Genomic DNA, 17,116 nt, shown 5'->3' with positions numbered 1-17,116 from the left:
GTGGATAAGTGCAGAAATGCTCAAGAACTCATACAAAAAAGTTGTATACCGCCTGGTCTGAAACTTTGATGCATTGCATAGCTCCAGGTCAGGGCGTAGTTTTCGCTCAACACGCAGTGACCTGCACCACCATCTCGACGAAGGACCACCATGCGCAAGTTGCACACGCACGAAGCCTCGCCTCTCGACGCCACCGGCACGATCTTCACCGGCGCCAAGATCCACACCGTTGACGACAGCACGGTGGGAGCCGAAGCGTTCCTGGTGTTCGGAAACCGCTTTGCAGCGGTGGGAACGCTCGAGGAATGCCGCACCGAGGCGCGTCGGCTGAGCACTCGCACAACCGCGGTGGTCGAACTCGACGGCGCCACCGTCGTCCCCGGCTTCGTCGATCCACATGCACACCCGTTGATGTACGGGCAGATGCTCAGCTGGGTGGACTGTGGGCCGGAGAAGGCACATTCCATCCCCGGAATCATTGCGCTACTTCAGGAAGCGGCGCTCACAGCACCTGCGGGCGTCCCGATTCGCGGATACGGCTACGAGCACCGCAACCTGATCGAAGGGCGTCACCCGCTCAAGGAAGAGCTCGATCAGGTGGCCACCGATCGCGAGGTCTACCTCATGAACGCGAGCGGTCACGGCGGCGTCGTCAACTCCTTCACTTTCGACAAGCACGGTATCGACGCGAGCACCGAGAATCCGGCCGGTGGCGAGTTCTTCCGAGATGAAGACGGCGAACTCACCGGTGAGCTCTCCGACGCCGCGTGCAACATTCTCACCGGCGTCAACGGAGTGAAGGTCGGCCATCACGGCCCCAACTTCCATCTCGAGGACGAGCCGGAAGAGCACCTTCGCCAGCTGTCGGTCGCTCAGGACAAGTTCCTGGCCGGTGGCGTCACCACCATCGGTGACTGCCAGGTGACCCGGCGTGAATTCGACATGTACCTGCGTCTGGCCGAGCAGGATCAGCTCAAGACCCGCGTCAGCATGTACATGCTCAGCCACCTCCTCGATCACGTCATCGACACGGGAATGCACGGCGCCTTCGGCAATTCGCGGCTCGCGTTCGGCGGCATCAAGTTCTACGCCGACGGCACACTCGGAGGCTGGACCGCATACTTCCCCGACGGCTACGTGGGCGACCCGTGCCGCACCGGGCAGCTCTACCACGAGCCGGCGGACTACTCGGAGCTGATTGCCAAGGCACATTCGGTGGGTCTGCAGACCGCCACGCACGCTCAGTCACCGACCGCCATCGACATGGTGCTCGATGCCATCGAAGCTGCGCAGAAGGCTCACCCCGACGCCGACGCTCGTCACCGCATCGAGCATTGCGGACTCCCGACGGCCGAGCAGATCGCAAGGATGAACCTGGCCGGTGTCTACCCGGTGAACCAGCCACAGCACTACTACAACTGGGGCGAGGGCGTCACCGCTGCGATCGGCACTCCGGGCGAGCGGTTCAACCCGCTCGGCGAGTTCATCGCTGCCGAAGTTCCCGTGACCATCAGCTCCGACGCCCCCGTCGCAGAGCCGAAGCCGCTCGAAGCAATTCAGGCAGCCGTTACTCGTGTGACGCGTCAGGGTCATCAGCTCGGCTCCGATGCACTCCGCATCACCGCCGACCAGGCATTGCAGGCTCATACCCTCAACGGTGCGCGTGCGCTGGGCCGCGAAGCAGAGCTGGGCAGCATCTCGGTCGGCAAGCGGGCCGACTTCGTCATTCTGGGCGCGGATCCCCTCGAGGTTCCGGCCGACGCGATTGCGCAGATCGAGGTCCGAGAGACCTGGATCGACGGCGAACTCGCACATTCAGGTCATAACCACCTATTGTCGAGCACTTCGACCACCGAGGAAAAGTAATGAACCGAGAGCAACAGATCGTGAAGGCCCGCAAGGCGGGATTTGCAGCCTTCGTCGGTACAACTATCGAGTGGTACGACTTCTACGTGTATGCCACGGCAGCAGCCCTGGTGTTCGGTGACATCTTCTTCCCACCTGGAACCGACCGCCTGACCGGCGTTGCGGCGGCGTTCGCGACATACGCCGTCGGTTTCTTCGCTCGCCCGCTCGGCGGAATCGTGTTCGGCCATGTCGGTGACAAGATGGGCCGACGCACCGCATTGGTTGTGACTTTGACGCTGATGGGTGCAGGCACGTTCCTCATCGGCATGTTGCCCACTTACGCGTCCATCGGGTTCTGGGCGCCGTTACTGCTGGTACTGCTCCGCTTCGTCCAGGGCTTTGCCGTCGGCGGCGAATGGGGCGGCGCGGTCCTGATGGCCGTCGAGCATGCACCCGAGGACAAGAAGACCTTCTACGGCGGTTTCGCTCAGCTGGGCAACCCGGCTGGCGCGCTCCTGGCCACAGGTTTCTTCAGCATTCTCTCCACCTTCGGCGACGACGCTCTGCGCGAGTGGGCTTGGCGACTGCCGTTCCTCTGCTCGGCGCTGCTGATTCTCGTCGGCTTGGTCGTTCGCCTGAAGGTCGAAGAGTCCCCGGTTTTCGAATCCGAGGTGAAGTCCGCGGACGTACCGGAAATGCTCCCGCTCAAGTACGCGCTGGTGACCAACTGGCGCCCGATCATCCTGGGCATCGGCATTCTGCCCGTCGCAGTCGGCGGCTACTACCTCGTGACGACCTTCATCACGGCATACGCAACCGACCCCGATGTCGGATTGTCGGAGACGTTGATTCTCAACGCGCTCAGTGTCGCTGCAGTGGTCGAGTTGATCGCGACTCTCGGCGTGGCGTGGCTCGGCGACAAGGTGGGGCGCGTCCGCGTGGTCATCTGGGGCCTTGCGGCAGTCGCGATTCTCGCAGCGCCGCAGTTCCTGGTGCTGAAGTCCGGATCCGTGTTCCTGATCTTCCTGACCTTCGCTGTCATGCGACTGGTGCTGGCGGCCACGTACGGTCCGATCGCCGCTGTTCTGTCGCAGATGTTCAAGCCGCAGGCGCGCTACACGAGCATCTCGTTGGCGTACCAAGGTGCAGGCGCTATCTTCGGCGGACTGTCACCGCTGGTGTCGACGCTGATGTACAAGGCAACCGGCAGCATCTGGCCGGTCATCGCACTGCTGATCGGCATGTGCATCCTGAGCATCGTGTGCCTGCTCTTCGCTCCGCAGCACGTGGACGAGGCGACCGATACCGACAGTGCTCAGCAGGGCCTGAACAAGGAATCGGCTTCCGCCTGATTGCCGAGAGTCGGCTTCCGCCTGACAACTGAAAACACGACAGCCGGGGCAGTACACGATTTCCGTGTACTGCCCCAGCTGTCGTTTCAGGTCAGTTGTCGTTCAGCGCCGGTTACGCGCCGACGAGATGGCGATGAAAATGATCGCTGCGTCGGTGGGCCTGGCTGAGATTTCTGATCTCACGCAGCCAGAAGTGAGACGCCAGCGTGTTACTGCTTCCGTAACCAGTGCCGGACGTGTCTTCGTCGATCAGTGCGACAAGCGCTTTGATCAGGCTGGTGACCTTGAGGTTGTTGGTCTGAGAATGTCGGAGCAACAGCTCGGCGGCTTCGTCGGTGCTGCAACGGTAGAGGGTGCAGACGATTTCGATACCGCGCTCGCGGATCCGGCCCGAAGTAGTCGGGATCCGTAGACCGTTCGTCGAGTTGCTGTTCGCCTGGTTGTTCGTGTCGTCGGGGTGAATCATGGTGTTGATCAAGGTATTCCTTTGAACCGCAGGGTCTTTGGGCCCGTACGGTGTGTAGCGCATGTTGATACTGGTGCAGTCGGTACGCGATTGGCGGCGGACTCCGTCGGAGCCTTCGGCCTGGTCAACAATCTGCGGGACTGATGAAAGTGCGTAGTGATCAAAGGCGCGGATTTGCACCGAACTGGAAGTCTACCCCTGGAACGAATACTGGAACTGTTGTTCCGGGCGAAGCGACCGGCTGCCTGACTGACGGCTGCCCTCTGATAACCCCACCGTACGTCATCGATTGAGTTTCAGCTAATTCTATTTCGAGCGGCTGAGAGCACTGTGGCCCGTATTACCTGCTCAAGAGGCATTTATGTGGCCGATTATTGCTTGCTTGGTGGTAGCCCAGGCGTCGGTCGTCGGGTTGCCGAACTCGCCGTGGCCGACGCCGGGAAGTTCGATCAGATCGACCACGTCGCCTGCTGCTCGGGCGGCACGGGCATAGCGCCGACTCTGTTCGACCGACACGACCTTGTCTCCGAGTCCGTGGATCACCGTGACGGGGAGGCCGGTGGGGAGGTGCTCGATCGGTGATGCGATGCGGTAGCGATCGGGATGATCGGTAGGCATGCCGCCCAGAAGGTTTCGAACAAATCGATCTTTGCCCGCGGTTGCGGCGAGCGTCATGTCGAAGACGCCGGCCATGATCGTCGTCGAGCGAACCGGCACCGAGAGGTTTGGTTCCGGGGCGTCTGCACCCTGTTGGGATCGCGATGCGACCCAGGCGGCAAGTTGTCCACCCGCGGAGTAGCCGGCGATGTGTATACGGCTCAAATCCAGTCGCCCGGAGGCCTTTTCCTGAACGATGCCGGCCAGGGCGTTGGTGGCCGTAACGGTATCGGAGAGCGTGGTCGGCCAACCACCCTGACCGCCGACGCGTCTGTATTCGATGTTCCAGACCGCAATTCCGTACGGGGTCAGGGTTTTTGCCCACGCGCCCGCGTATTCGAGATTGCTCTTCTGGGCCCATCCACCGCCGTGAATGAGTACGACGACCGGCAGGTCACCGTCCGATCCTTCTGGAAGATACAGATCGCCGAAAGTGTCTGCGGCCGCGGCGTAGGCGATGCGGACCGGAGCGACGTCGCGGTCGAGGCCGGTCGCACTGCTGACAGATGCGAGGAGGGCGAGTGCACAGACCAGCACTACGGCGAGATACCCGGCCAAGCGGTCGCGGGAGCGGTGCGCGATGACCTGATTCCTCTCGGCAGGCGACGGACGATAATTCGGAAATCAGTCTATCGGTGCCAGGTGAATTTATGGTGTGAGCGAATGGGCCGTGCTCGCTCGCACGCGGAGTTCGCTACGCGTATAGCTCTGAACTGCGGGTTCGTCACCGTTGACCAGAGCCAACAGCGCCCGCACGGCCGCTGCCGCCTGTTCTTGGGGGAAGAAGTCGAATGCCGTGATCGGGGGCTGGGAAACCAGCAGGGCGGGTTCGTCACTGTCCTGTGCAATCAAGACGTCACCCGGAATCGACAGCCCGAGATCGAGGGCCGCTCGCGCCGCTGCCGGGGCGCAACCGAGAATCAACGACAGGATCGCGTCCGGCGGAGTCGAGGAGTCGAGGGCCTCGCGGGTGGCCGCATACGCGGCCCCGATGAGGCCTCCGACGGTGCTGGCGCCCGGAAACGACGTCAATTCCTCGCTGGTGCGTGGTGCCACGCCTCGGGCGCGGCACCACTCGAAGTAAGCGAAAGTCGTTGCGCGGGTCCACTCCGAATGCATTCCGGGAGTGAGGACGAAAATGTCCCTTGCGCCACGTTCGGCGAGGTGGTTCAGAAGAGTCTCCGTGGTGGAGACGAGGTCCGGTGAGGTGGAGTATCCGAACTGCCCGGATTGTCCAGGACCCACTGCGACAGAGGGGATTCCGATCTTCTGCAGAACTTCGACGCGCGGGTCGTCGACCATCGGGTCGACGACCAGTACGCCGTCCATCTCGATGCGCCGCAGTCCGTTCGGATCTTTCATCGACGGCAGTAGGAGGAGTGAGTGATCGGCGTGGAATGCAGCCTGGGTCGCGGCGGTCGCCACGCGCCCGTACCAGTCGAAATTGAGGTACTCGGCCGATGACAGTTGGTCGGGAGCGGGGAGCATCAACCCGAGGGTGGCAGTCCGGCCTGACCTGAGATTCTGGGCCGACCGATTGGCACGGTATCCAAGGCGGTCGGCAACCTCTTGAACCCGAGCGCGAGTGGCCGCGTCGACCCGGCCCTTGCCGTTGAGTGCATAGGAGACCGTGGACACCGCGACGCCGGCGGCGTTGGCGACATCACGAAGCGTCGGCGAAACAGGGGTAGCCACTGCGGATCGTTTCTACTCGTTGGTCGGTTTGTCTCCAGCCTATCGATCAATCGTTTCGGCATGTTGCGTGCACCGGTGAGGGGCACCTCAAAACAAAACGTCGAATCGTTTCAGCGCAGGTATTGACACTGATGAAACGATTCGGCACTCTCTTAGGAACACCGGGCGAACGTCGAGAGAAATTCGGGCGAACCTCGGGAAACCTGACCAGGCAGGCGCATACTTGCCTTAACTCGCGGAGCCTCCCCATGACCGAAAAAACCGACCCTCCCGGTGCAGGAACGCATTCTGAATCCGGTTCTCCCACGTCATCCTCGGGCCTGCGCGCCGGAACTATCAACAGCCGTCATCTGGTCTTCTTCGTCATCGCCGCAGCGGCGCCACTGACGATCCTGGTGGGATTCGCGCCACTGGGCCTGATGGTTTCCGGCGCTGCGCTTCCGGTGGGGTACGTCGTTCCCGGGATCGTCTATCTACTGTTCGCCGTCGGCTTCACAGCGATGAGCAGGCATATCCGCGGCGCGGGCGCGTTCTACGCCTACATCACCGAAGGGCTCGGAAAAACAGTCGGCGCAGGCGCCTCTGTGCTGGCTTACATCGGCTATCTCGGTGGCCAGATCGGATTCGTCGTCGCTTGCGGCATCTTTCTCTCGTCGACGATCGAGTTGTTCTTGGGAGTAACCGTTTCCGTCTACACCTGCGCATTGGCGGTCGCAGTTCTGGTCGTGGTGGTGGGATATCGCAGGGTCGATATCGGCGCGAAGGTGCTGGCCGTTTTGATGGCGCTCGAGCTCGGCGTCCTCGCAGTCTTCTGTGTGGCGGTTCTGTTGAAAGGCGGCCACGAAGGACTGTCGCTCGACAGTTTTTCGCCGTCGACCTTCATGACAGCCGGACTGGCGAGCGTCTTCGTGTTGACCTTCACCTCCTTCGTCGGTTTCGAGCAAACGGCGATCTACAGCGAGGAAGTTGTCGATTCCAAACGCACAGTGTCGCGTGCGACCTACACAGCAGTCACTGTTCTGGCTGTGGTCTACGCATTCTGTGCTTGGGTGATCGTGCAGGCCGTCGGCCCGAGTCGGATGGGCGACCTACTCGGCGGTGACCCGTCCGAGCTGATCTTCGATCTCAACAATGAATTTGCCGGCTCCATGATGACCGACGTGATGCATCTGTTGATCGTCACGAGCTTCTTCGCGGGTTGCCTTGCCCTCCACAATGCTTGCAGTCGCTATCTGCTCACCATGGGGCGCGCGAAAGTCTTTCCTGCCGCGCTTGCACGGGTTTCGCCGACCACTGGAACGCCGAGCGTCGCCGGAATCACACAAGGCGCACTGGTATTCGCGGCAATCGCCGGCTTTGCGCTGACGCCCGCAGACCCGTACACCCAAGTAGTCGTGTGGACGAATACACCAACGATCATCGGTGTGCTGGTGTTGCAGGTTCTCACTTCCGTCGCCGTGCTCAGGTTCTTCTCGCAGGATTCTCGCGGTGAAGGTCTGTGGCAGAGGTTGATTGCACCCTCGCTCGCTGCAGTGGCGTTGATCGTCGCGCTCGGATACCTCTTGATGAACATGAGTGACCTGACCGGGTTGACCACCGCGCAAAACTTCTTGTTGGCAGTGCCATTGCTGTTGGCTTTCGCATTCGGCGTGGGACGCGGGATGCGCGTACGTGAACACTCGGTCGAGGAGTTGTCGGCATGAGCGAATACGCATGGTCGGTCCCCGGAGGGTTGGTCGAACGTCCCGGAATTGTTCCGGGCGCTCCCGAGATATGGGTCTATGCGGACAGGTTCTCGTACTTCGGTGGTGACACCGTCTCGATCCGAGTGCATACCACCGCAGAAGAATACGACCTCGAAATTGTTCGAGACGGCGCCCGGCCGCAACAGGTCGCGCAATACGTCGGTCTGCCGGGCAAGCAGCAGCAGACGCCTGCCGACGCGTACGCAGTGGGCTGCGACTGGTCGGAATCCCTTGCCGTCGAGATAGATCCGAAATGGACGTCCGGCATGTACTTGGTTCTGGTCCGGATGCTCCACGAAGGGGTGACTATTGAGCGGGAGGGCTTCTTCGTCGTCAAGGCGCGCGAACCCGAGCATGCCGACTTCGTACTCATTCACACCACCAGCACGATGTTGGCCTACAACGACTGGGGTGGGGCAAACCACTACCGAGGTGTTCCGGACGGCTCCGGCGATGTGCCGACACCGATTTCCTCGACGCAGCGTCCCGTCGCGCGGGGGATGTTGCGCAAACCCGAGGGCGCAGCACGCAACATCCACACCGACACACCGGGAATCGGATGGATACCCCGTCACCCGCCGTACGAATGGGCGTGGGTGAACGGCTACTCGCGTCACCATGCGGACGCCTTCTGGGCCACTTACGAGAGGCCGTTCACGGTCTGGGCGGAAGAGCAGGGGTTCCGCGTCCACCACGTGACACAACACGATCTGCATAACGATCCGTCAGCGCTGCATGGATATTCATGCGCAGTTGTCGTCGGTCACGACGAGTACTGGTCCTGGGAGATGCGTGACCGCATAGATGATTTCGTCGAAGAGGGTGGTGGTCTGGCGCGATTCGGCGGGAACTTCCTGTGGCAGGTACGCCTCGAAAACGACGCACAAGTCTGTTACAAGAATCCGTTCGACGATCCGATGCGAGAAGTCGACCCGACCCGGGTGACGACGGCGTGGGATTCGCCCGAGGTTGCCCGACCGGGGGCGTGGACGATGGGATTGACCGGCATGGCCGGTGTCTACAATCGTTACGGTGCAACAACTCCCAGGTCTTCGGGCGGTTTCACGGTATACCGGCCGGATCATTGGGCGTTGAACGGAACCGACCTGTACTACGGAGACAACTTCGGGATCGCCCCGATCTGTGTTGCCGGATTCGAGATGGACGGCGTGGATTTCACGTTCCGGAAGGGCCAGCCGTATGCGACCGGCGTCGACGGCGCTCCCGAGGATCTGGAGATCATCGCGATGGCGCCGGCAGTTTCGGGTTCGCGGGACAAATGGAACGGGAAAGTTCCGATCGGTGCGCCTTTCGCCGAAGTGCAGGGAATCATCGAATGCTTCTATGGCAGTGAGCCTCCAGATCACCTTCGTGATCTCGAATACGGATCGGGAATGGTCGCCTGTCACAAGCGAGGTCTCGGCTCCGTGTTCAACGCAGGTTCCACCGAATGGGTGAACGGGCTAATCCATCACGATCCGTTCACCGAACGAATAACTGCAAACGTACTGAATCTGTTTGCTGCACGAATTTCCAGCTCCAACACGAAGGAAAAATGACATGAGTGTCAACGACATTCGAATGTTCGGGCCAGGGCAGGGGACGCGGTTCATCCCGGAGTGGGGTGACGACGCGAGCCCGAACTGGTCGGAATCCGAATGGAGGTCGTTCGGAGATCCGAACGGGGAATACTTCGGCGGTGGTTGGGAAGGCGAGCCCGGCACGCTCTTGTGCGACCCGTATCCGTACGACGAGGTCTGCATCATGATCAGCGGCCGGGTGGCGCTGATCGACCTCGATGGAAACCGTCGCGAATTCTCCTCTGGGGAAGCATTTTTCGTGCCGCAGTCGTTTCGCGGTACCTGGGAGACGGTTGAGCCGTCGAAGAAGTTCTTCGTCGCGCTCCCCGGATCGCGCTCATGACGGTGGAAACTTCGATGACTGTCGCAGCGTTTGGTCACGTGATCAACGGAACGTGCGAGAGCCCGCCAGGTAGACTTTCCGTGCTGGTCGATCCGGTGACCGACAATGTATACGCCCGTGCTGCCGTCGGTTCCGCCGATGACGTCGACCGAGCCTGCCGTTCGTCCGAGAAGGCTGCGCGGTCCTGGCGCCGGTCCACCCCTGCGCGCCGTCAGGAGTTGCTGCTGGCCCTCGCGGACGCGCTGGAAGCAAACGCGAAATATTTCCTCGAGGTCGAATGCCGCAGTACCGGCAAGCCTCTCAGGCAGGTGCGAGACGACGAGATCCCGCAGTGTGTTGACTTTCTGCGGTACTTCGCGGGTATTGCCCGCTCTCTGCCGGGCGTTGCCGCAATGGAGTACACGGAGGGTGCTACGTCTTATGTCAGACGTGAACCCATTGGCGTGATCGGTGCGATCGCTCCTTGGAACTACCCGTTGATGATGGCGGTCTGGAAGATCGCGCCGGCACTCGCGACGGGAAACACCCTCGTGCTCAAGCCGGCCGAGGAGACGCCGGAAACCGCGGTGATGCTGGGAGTGCTTGCAGCGCAGATCTATCCGCCCGGGGTGTTGAACGTAGTGTGCGGCGATCGCGATACCGGAGCCGCGCTCGTCGCTCATCCGGTTCCTCGGATGATTGCGCTGACGGGATCGACGAGAGCGGGTATTTCGGTCGCAAAGGCCGCGTCGGAAGACGTCAAGCTGTTGCATCTCGAACTCGGAGGCAAGGCACCCGCCGTTGTTTTCGCCGACGCGGACCTCGACGGCGCAGTCGCGGGGATTGTTGCCGGGGCCTTTTACAACAGCGGTCAAGATTGCACCGCTGCGACGAGGATTCTCGTTCAAGAGGAGGTTGCGGAGGAGTTCACCGAGAAGTTGACGGCTGCGGCCGCGGACTTGAGGTTGGGCGGACCGGAATCGGGCGATTGTCTCGGCCCCCTGGTCAGCCGCGCTCACCGTGATCGAGTGGCGGAGTTGGTAGAGAGACGCTCAGCAAATACGAACGTATGTATTGGCGGGGGAAAGCCAGCTGGACCAGGGTTTTTCTATCTGCCGACTGTTATTTCCGGGGTGCAGCAGGAAGATGAACTGGTCCAGGAAGAGATATTCGGGCCGGTTGTCACCGTACAGTCGTTCTCCACCGAGGCTGAAGCGATCGAACTTGCGAACGGGACCAAGTACGCTCTCGCGTCGAGCGTGTGGACGTCCGACCACGGCACCGCGATGAGGATGACGGCCGAACTGGACTTCGGCTGCGTCTGGGTGGGAGCCCACGGAATGCTCGCCGCTGAGATGCCTCACGGTGGCTTCGCCGGGTCGGGTTACGGCAAGGATCTGTCGGAGCTCGCACTGGCGGAGTACACGAGGGCCAAGCACGTCATGCATGTGACGAGCGTCTGACTCCTCGGCAATATCCAACGACGGCCACCTGCCCGCGCTGCGGGACGGTGGCCGTCGTCGTGCCTCGGTGGACCTGCAAGCTGCTGTTTGAATATGTTGCAGTGCAACATGTTTAGAGAGAATTTTCGTTGATTCGGGTCGCGAATGCCGGTAAAGTGACGTGTGCAACATTGCGCACTTCGGCGCACATTCAACCCCACTTTCAATTCTGACTCCAGGAGACTGCCATGGGTTCATCCGACACCGATCTCAAAGCGCTCGACAGCGTTATCACCGTCGCCGGTGCATTGGCGGCGATATTCGGCGGAATCGCCGGAGTTGCCGGGCTGGCCACTTTTCTCGGAACCGGCGGCGGTTCTTAGGTTTTCAGCTGAAATCAGTGAGGCTCGGACCGTTCGATTCTGACGATCAGATCCGCGCGTGGCCTGACTGCGCTGATCAACTCGGCGTTCGGCTGATCTACCCGTTTCACCCACTCTGCAGCCGCTTCGGAACTCTTTCCGAAGCGGCTGTGGCGTTTCACCAAGCGCTTCGTCCGAGTTTCCTCCGGAACGTCGAGATACCAGACCTCGTCGAGTGCTGCTCGCACTTCCTGCCATCCACCACTGGGTAGGAGGAGATAGTTCCCCTCGGTGACTATCAGCGGTGTACATGGATCGACAGCCGTTGTGCTGCCTATTGATTCGTCGAACTCGCGATCGAAGACCGGAGCATAGACCGTCGAGTTCGAGGCTCGGAGTCGGCGTAGTAGAGCCGCGTAGCCGTCGACGTCGAAGGTGTCCGGTGCGCCTTTGCGTTCATGCCTGCCGAGTCGGTCGAGTTCCCGATTGGCAAGATGAAAACCGTCCATCTCGACGATGGAGCAACGAGAACCTAATTTCCGCACAATTGCCTGTGACACCGTCGACTTTCCGGCTCCCGGTGCGCCCGTGATGCCGAGGATTCTCCGACCGTCGTCGGTGATCAGGGAAGCAGCGCGTGAAGCAAGTTGGTCGAGCGTCAGCGAGACGGTCGGCGGTGAGGTCGTCACGTGTTGCTCCGATCAGTCCGAAGGGCCGGTGCATCGAGAGTACGCCGGAGGCTTTCGGCCATTGACAGTCTGAATGGACAGTGAAACTGTGATCCATGCCACTCGAGAAGTTGGAGGTGAGACCGTGACCCTGCGCGATGCGCAGCGCGAAGCGACGCGCCACCGGATTCTCGATGCGGCAACGGATTTACTGATAGCGGACGGTTATTCATCTCTGACGGCGCAGTCGGTGCAAACCGCTGCCGGAGTCAGTCGGGGCGCTCTGCTGCACCACTTTCCGAACATGCAGGAGCTCACTGCGGCGTTGGTGTCGAACATCGTCGTACGGAACGAGGTGGCGGTAAGAGCTGCCATGTCTCAGCAGGATTCGTCGGTTGACACGATCGAGAACTCGATCTCCGCTCTGTATTCGGCGTTGACTCAGCCGCCATTTCAAGCGGAACTCGAACTGTGGTCCGCAGCGCGGACGGATCCGGTGTTGGCCGAGGTGCTCCGGGAATCGGAGCGAATCGCCGGACGGGATCTGCGGCGAGTTGTCCACGACGCTTTCGGTCCCGAAATTGTTGCTTCCGAGAACTATTCGCAGATTGCAGATCTGACGGTGCTGATGCTCCGTGGTTTGGCGCTGTCCCGGGCAGTGCAGAAGAGCGACGCGTCTGCGCGTCGTTCGATCAGTCAATGGGCAGGCGTCGTTCGCCTGCTCCTCACCCAGAACTAGCGCAACTCGTTCCGAGCGAGGCGCGCTCTGTCGACAGGACCGATGATGACGGATTTTGCGACCCTGAAGTACGAGACGTCCGGTGGTAAAGCGTATATCACGCTCAACCGTCCCGATCGGCTCAACGCGATCGACGACCGGATGCCGTCGGACATTCGAAACGCGGTGGCAGCAGCCAATGACGACGACGAGGTCCGTGTGATCGTCTTGCAAGGTGCGGGCAAGGCGTTTTGTGCCGGGTACGACCTCAAGAAGTTTGCCGAAGGCGACCTTGACGGAAAGTGGAACCAGGGCCCGGTCTGGGACCCCATCAAGGACTTTCGCGGGATGAAGCAGAACACCGACGACTTCTTCACGCTCTGGCGATCGCTCAAGCCGACGATCTGCAAGGTTCAGGGATATGCGATTGCCGGTGGGAGTGACATCGCGCTGTCCTGCGACATGCTGATCATGGCCGACGACGCTCGCATCGGATACCCGCCTGCGCGTGTGTGGGGTTGCCCGACGACGGCGATGTGGGTGTACCGGCTCGGAGCCCAGCGTGCCAAGCGAATGCTGTTGACGGGAGACACCATTGACGGTGTCACTGCGGCTGACTGGGGATTGGCGCTCGAAGCGGTGCCGGCCGACGAATTGGACTCGGCGGTGGAAGCGTTGGCGGATCGCATCGCCGGTGTTCCGCTCAATCAGTTGGCCATGCAGAAGATGATGATCAACCAGGCGTACGACAACATGGGATTGCAAGGCACCCAGGTACTGGCAACCCTGTTCGACGGAATTACGCGTCACTCCCCGGAGGGGCGCTGGTTCAAGGATTTTGCCGAGCGCGACGGATTCCATGCCGCGGTTCAGTACCGCGATTCCGGACGCAAGATTCCAGACGGAGGCGGGCCGCTCCCCGCGTCCGACACCCCTCCTCGATAGAAAGTGGATGTGAGATGAGCAGTGTTCTCGAAACGTCGTACTTCCCCGCTGACGTGTCTGACCCGATAGAGGAGCAAACGGTGGGTGGGCTGCTGCGAGAGTGCGCCGCGGACTCGCCGAATCTGATTGCAATCAGAGAAGTGGTTCCGACGCAATCGCATTCGCTTTCCGGGGCGGCTGAAACCGATCGCACGTGGACCTTCGCGGAGCTTCTCGACGAAGCAGAGGGGTGTGCGCACTACCTCTTGTCTCGGTTCGACTGTGGAGATCGGATCACTGTCTGGGCTCCGAACGTTCCGGAATGGATGATTCTGCAATACGGCGCCGCGCTCGCCGGGATGGTTCTGGTGACCGCCAATCCGCCGTTGGGTGCGGAGGAACTCGCGTACGTCCTGTCGCAGTCCCAGTCTCGGGGGCGCTTCCACACCGGAAAGTTCCGCGGTGGCGATATGGCAGCGGTTGCATCCGAGGCGATTTCGATTTCGGGAGAAGAAGTTCTCGCAGTCAACTTCGAGGAGTGGGATCGCCAGGTTCGAGGTTGGGCGGGCGAGCGGGGCGCTCTGCCCGAAGTCTCGCCTGACGACAATGCGCAGATCCAGTACACGTCGGGAACCACCGGAGTTCCCAAAGGTGCTCTGTTGCATCACCGCGGATTGGTCAACAATGCCGATTTCGTGAGTCGGAGAGGCCGATTCCCTGAGCGGGGTTCGGTTGTGTCGGCCATGCCGCTGTTCCACACCGCCGGGTGCGGCATCCTGGTTCTCGGCGCCGCGCAGCGAAGAATGTCCATCGGCCTGATCCAGTACTTCGATCCGACTGCGGTTCTCGATGCGACTGCGGTTCTCGATGCGGCGGAACGCTTTCACGCTGACGTGGTCAGTGGAGTGCCGACGATGCTGATCGCGATGATCAACGACGCCAGCTTCGCGAGTCGCGACTTTTCGGCCTGTTCGGTGGTCGTATCCGGCGGGTCGTCGGTCCCGCCCGAACTCGTCAGCACGGTGGAGTCGGCCTTCGGGGCGGGGTTCAGCATCGTCTACGGACAGACCGAGGCCAGCCCCGTCATCACACAGACCAGCCCCGCCGACACCCCCGAGGACAAGTCGGAGACGGTCGGACTCGCGTTGCCGCAGGTCGAAGTGAAGATCTCCGACGTCGTGACCGGGGACAGCGTGCCGCTCGGCGAACAAGGCGAGATCTGCGCGCGCGGGTACCTCGTCATGACCGAGTACTTCCGTAATCCGGAGGCTTCGGCCGACACCGTGGACAAGGATGGTTGGTTGCATACCGGCGATTTGGGGACGATGGACGAACGTGGATACGTCCGGGTTACCGGCCGCCTCAAGGACATGATCATCCGCGGCGGTGAGAACATCTATCCGCGTGAGGTCGAGTCCGTGATCTTCACACATCCGAAGATTCTCGACGTGGCGGTCGTGGGTGTGCCCGACGAGGTGTGGGGTGAGCGAGTTGTCGCCGTTATCCGCTGGAAGGACGAGTCCGACCAACCGACCGCCGCCGAGCTGGTCGAGTTCTGCACCGAGCGACTGGCGCGCCACAAGGCGCCCAAGGAGTGGTTCAGCGCGGAGGCGTTCCCACTGACAGGGTCGGGCAAGATCCAGAAATATCGAATTGCGAGCCTGGTCGGCGAAGGCGTGTACGGCGTCGTCAACTGATCGGTGCACATAGCACGTCGGAGCGATTCTGTCTGGGTTATCCCCGTAAATCGCTTCGACGTGCCCTGTTTATCCTGGTGCCGTGAGTTCAACCTTCGGTGAGACCGGACACAACGCCACCTCCAACCGCATTCGCGCCACAGCGTTTGCGTCGAAGGTGATGTCTGCGTCCGACGCCGTGAAGTTCATCAACCCGGGCGACACCGTCGCGATCAGCGGTTTCGCGAGCGCCGGTACACCCAAGGTTGTCATTCCGGCCCTGGCCGAGCGTATTCACCGGACCCGCGGCAACGGATCGAACTTCACGATCAATCTCCTGACCGGCGCTTCTGTGTCCACCGAGACCGAAAGGCTGCTCGCGGAGGTCGACGGAATCGCGCTGCGCATGCCGTATCAGTCCGAGGCCACCGCACGTCGCCGGATCAACGAGGGTCGTATGGACTACGTGGACATCCATCTCTCCCACGTGGCTCAGCAGGTGTGGGAGGGCTACTACGGCAACGTGGACGTCGCGGTGGTCGAGGTCGCCGGTATCACCGAATCAGGGGAACTGATTCCCTCCGCGTCGATTGGCAACAACAAGACCTGGCTGGACGTCGCCGACAGGGTCATCCTCGAAGTCAACTCGTGGGTGCCCGAGGCGATGGAAGGTATTCACGACGTCTATTACGGCACCGCGCTGCCGCCGCATCGCAAGCCGCTCGAGATCATTCGTGTCGAGGACCGGATCGGCCAGACCACGTTCCGAGTGGATCCCACGAAGGTTGTGGCCGTTGTCGAGACCAACTGCCGTGACAGCGCGAGCCCTCTCACTGCACCCGACGCCGTCAGTGAGGCGATCGCCGGCCACGTCCTGGAATTCTTCGACTTCGAGGTGCGCGCCGGACGGATGCCGGCCGATACGTTGCTTCCGCTGCAGGCGGGCATCGGCAATGTCGCCAACGCGGTGCTCGGAGGGCTCGATCGGGGGCCGTATCGCGGCCTGACCTGCTACTCCGAGGTCATCCAGGACGGGATGCTGAAGCTGATCAAGGACGGAACCGTCGCGCATGCGTCGTCGACGGCTTTGGCGCTCACCGAAGAGGGCATCGAAGAACTGACCGCGAACATCGACTTCTACCGCCACCACATCACGCTCCGTCCGCAGGAGATCAGCAACCACCCGGAGGTGGTGCGCAGACTCGGAATCATCGCCATGAACGGCATGCTCGAGGCCGACATCTACGGCAACGTGAACTCGACGCACGTCATGGGGACGAAGATCATGAACGGAATCGGCGGCTCGGGGGACTTCGCCCGCAACGGCTACGTGTCCATGTTCCTGAGCCCGTCGACGGCCCGCGGCGGTGAGATCTCGGCGATCGTGCCGATGGTTCCGCACGTCGACCACACCGAGCACGACACTCAGGTGTTGGTGACCGAGCAGGGGTTGGCGGATCTGCGCGGTCTGTCTCCGCGGCGACGCGCGCGCCTGATCGTCGACAAGTGTGCTCACCCGGAGTTCCGGCCACTACTCCACGATTACATCGCTCGCGCCGACGCTCAACCGGGTGCGGGCCAGACTCCGCACCTCCTGGGCGAGGCATTCTCGTTCCATCAGCGGTACATCGACACGGGGTCGATGCGCCTTTCGTGACGCC

15 protein-coding genes are annotated in these 17,116 nt (G+C 61.6%); 11 read left to right on the top strand and 4 right to left on the bottom strand.

The window, feature by feature from the left end:
• The first annotated feature begins 150 nt into the window (after nucleotides 1-150).
• On the top strand, nucleotides 151-1,866 hold the full coding sequence (locus KTR60_RS26895) for an amidohydrolase (RefSeq protein WP_030536127.1): 1,716 nt from the start codon (nucleotides 151-153) through the stop codon (nucleotides 1,864-1,866).
• Nucleotides 1,866-3,200, top strand: a complete 1,335-nt coding sequence (locus KTR60_RS26890) for an MFS transporter (protein WP_050656991.1) — start codon at nucleotides 1,866-1,868, stop codon at nucleotides 3,198-3,200. The genes KTR60_RS26895 and KTR60_RS26890 overlap by 1 nt, the downstream gene beginning before the upstream one ends.
• A gap of 112 nt (nucleotides 3,201-3,312) precedes the next feature.
• Here KTR60_RS26890 and KTR60_RS26885 read toward each other — a convergent pair whose 3' ends face one another.
• The 3 genes from KTR60_RS26885 to KTR60_RS26875 all read right to left on the bottom strand — a co-directional run bounded on the left by KTR60_RS26885 (nucleotide 3,313) and on the right by KTR60_RS26875 (nucleotide 6,018).
• Entirely contained in the window at nucleotides 3,313-3,678 is a 366-nt protein-coding gene (locus tag KTR60_RS26885; RefSeq protein WP_054826948.1) for an antar domain protein, read from the bottom strand.
• A gap of 336 nt (nucleotides 3,679-4,014) precedes the next feature.
• Entirely contained in the window at nucleotides 4,015-4,881 is an 867-nt protein-coding gene (locus KTR60_RS26880; protein ID WP_225320177.1) for an alpha/beta hydrolase family protein, read from the bottom strand.
• Nucleotides 4,882-4,971: 90 nt separating this feature from the next.
• On the bottom strand, nucleotides 4,972-6,018 hold the full coding sequence (locus KTR60_RS26875; protein ID WP_209922821.1) for a LacI family DNA-binding transcriptional regulator: 1,047 nt from the start codon (nucleotides 6,016-6,018) through the stop codon (nucleotides 4,972-4,974).
• 248 nt (nucleotides 6,019-6,266) lie between these two features.
• Between KTR60_RS26875 and KTR60_RS26870 the strand changes: the two genes are divergently transcribed.
• The 5 genes from KTR60_RS26870 to KTR60_RS29230 all read left to right on the top strand — a co-directional run bounded on the left by KTR60_RS26870 (nucleotide 6,267) and on the right by KTR60_RS29230 (nucleotide 11,490).
• Nucleotides 6,267-7,721 carry an APC family permease gene (locus KTR60_RS26870; RefSeq protein ID WP_007730482.1) on the top strand — a complete coding sequence of 485 codons (1,455 nt, stop codon included), beginning with the start codon at nucleotides 6,267-6,269 and terminating at the stop codon, nucleotides 7,719-7,721.
• Nucleotides 7,718-9,322 (top strand): N,N-dimethylformamidase beta subunit family domain-containing protein, encoded by a 1,605-nt coding sequence (locus tag KTR60_RS26865; RefSeq protein WP_007730498.1) that lies wholly within the window; start codon nucleotides 7,718-7,720, stop codon nucleotides 9,320-9,322. Before KTR60_RS26870 ends, KTR60_RS26865 begins: the two co-directional genes overlap by 4 nt.
• A 1-nt stretch (nucleotide 9,323) precedes the next feature.
• A complete protein-coding gene (locus KTR60_RS26860; protein WP_228401446.1) occupies nucleotides 9,324-9,686 on the top strand; it encodes a cupin domain-containing protein in 363 nt (120 codons plus the stop codon).
• A gap of 14 nt (nucleotides 9,687-9,700) precedes the next feature.
• A complete protein-coding gene (locus tag KTR60_RS26855; RefSeq protein ID WP_039973170.1) occupies nucleotides 9,701-11,128 on the top strand; it encodes an aminobutyraldehyde dehydrogenase in 1,428 nt (475 codons plus the stop codon).
• Between the two features lie 227 nt (nucleotides 11,129-11,355).
• Nucleotides 11,356-11,490: a hypothetical protein gene (locus KTR60_RS29230; RefSeq protein ID WP_003942853.1), complete on the top strand. Its 135-nt coding sequence runs from the start codon at nucleotides 11,356-11,358 to the stop codon at nucleotides 11,488-11,490.
• 14 nt (nucleotides 11,491-11,504) lie between these two features.
• On the opposite strand, the gene KTR60_RS26850 is transcribed toward KTR60_RS29230, so the two are convergent.
• The gene (locus tag KTR60_RS26850) at nucleotides 11,505-12,158 is read right to left on the bottom strand and encodes a nucleoside/nucleotide kinase family protein (protein ID WP_007730507.1); all 654 of its coding nucleotides are present in this window, start codon (nucleotides 12,156-12,158) and stop codon (nucleotides 11,505-11,507) included.
• Between the two features lie 124 nt (nucleotides 12,159-12,282).
• On the opposite strand from KTR60_RS26850, the gene KTR60_RS26845 reads away from it, so the two are divergent.
• The 4 genes from KTR60_RS26845 (at nucleotide 12,283) to KTR60_RS26830 (ending at nucleotide 17,112) form a co-directional block, all read left to right on the top strand.
• Nucleotides 12,283-12,876, top strand: a complete 594-nt coding sequence (locus tag KTR60_RS26845) for a TetR/AcrR family transcriptional regulator (RefSeq protein WP_228401445.1) — start codon at nucleotides 12,283-12,285, stop codon at nucleotides 12,874-12,876.
• Between the two features lie 45 nt (nucleotides 12,877-12,921).
• Nucleotides 12,922-13,800, top strand: coding sequence for a crotonase/enoyl-CoA hydratase family protein (locus tag KTR60_RS26840; protein ID WP_223304467.1), 879 nt, complete (start codon nucleotides 12,922-12,924; stop codon nucleotides 13,798-13,800).
• 14 nt (nucleotides 13,801-13,814) lie between these two features.
• A complete protein-coding gene (locus tag KTR60_RS26835; protein WP_228401444.1) occupies nucleotides 13,815-15,476 on the top strand; it encodes an AMP-binding protein in 1,662 nt (553 codons plus the stop codon).
• A gap of 160 nt (nucleotides 15,477-15,636) precedes the next feature.
• Nucleotides 15,637-17,112 (top strand): acetyl-CoA hydrolase/transferase family protein, encoded by a 1,476-nt coding sequence (locus tag KTR60_RS26830; protein ID WP_202426687.1) that lies wholly within the window; start codon nucleotides 15,637-15,639, stop codon nucleotides 17,110-17,112.
• Nucleotides 17,113-17,116 lie beyond the last annotated feature (4 nt).

It is taken from the genome of Rhodococcus sp. C1, assembly GCF_020809065.1.
Lineage (GTDB): Bacteria > Actinomycetota > Actinomycetes > Mycobacteriales > Mycobacteriaceae > Rhodococcus_F > Rhodococcus_F qingshengii.
The sequence above is the reverse complement of the archived record's forward strand: the minus strand, read 5'-3'. Positions and strand labels throughout refer to the sequence as shown.

Excerpts from the sequence above, each read along its gene's own strand:
- KTR60_RS26835 (WP_228401444.1), top strand. The coding sequence starts at position 13,815 with ATGAGCAGTGTTCTCGAAACGTCGTACTTCCCCGCTGACGTGTCTGAC.
- KTR60_RS26840 (WP_223304467.1), top strand. The coding sequence starts at position 12,922 with ATGACGGATTTTGCGACCCTGAAGTACGAGACGTCCGGTGGTAAAGCG.
- KTR60_RS29230 (WP_003942853.1), top strand. The coding sequence starts at position 11,356 with ATGGGTTCATCCGACACCGATCTCAAAGCGCTCGACAGCGTTATCACC.
- KTR60_RS26870 (WP_007730482.1), top strand. The coding sequence starts at position 6,267 with ATGACCGAAAAAACCGACCCTCCCGGTGCAGGAACGCATTCTGAATCC.
- KTR60_RS26865 (WP_007730498.1), top strand. The coding sequence starts at position 7,718 with ATGAGCGAATACGCATGGTCGGTCCCCGGAGGGTTGGTCGAACGTCCC.
- KTR60_RS26830 (WP_202426687.1), top strand. The coding sequence starts at position 15,637 with ATGTCTGCGTCCGACGCCGTGAAGTTCATCAACCCGGGCGACACCGTC.
- KTR60_RS26860 (WP_228401446.1), top strand. The coding sequence starts at position 9,324 with ATGAGTGTCAACGACATTCGAATGTTCGGGCCAGGGCAGGGGACGCGG.
- KTR60_RS26890 (WP_050656991.1), top strand. The coding sequence starts at position 1,866 with ATGAACCGAGAGCAACAGATCGTGAAGGCCCGCAAGGCGGGATTTGCA.
- KTR60_RS26895 (WP_030536127.1), top strand. The coding sequence starts at position 151 with ATGCGCAAGTTGCACACGCACGAAGCCTCGCCTCTCGACGCCACCGGC.
- KTR60_RS26855 (WP_039973170.1), top strand. The coding sequence starts at position 9,701 with ATGACTGTCGCAGCGTTTGGTCACGTGATCAACGGAACGTGCGAGAGC.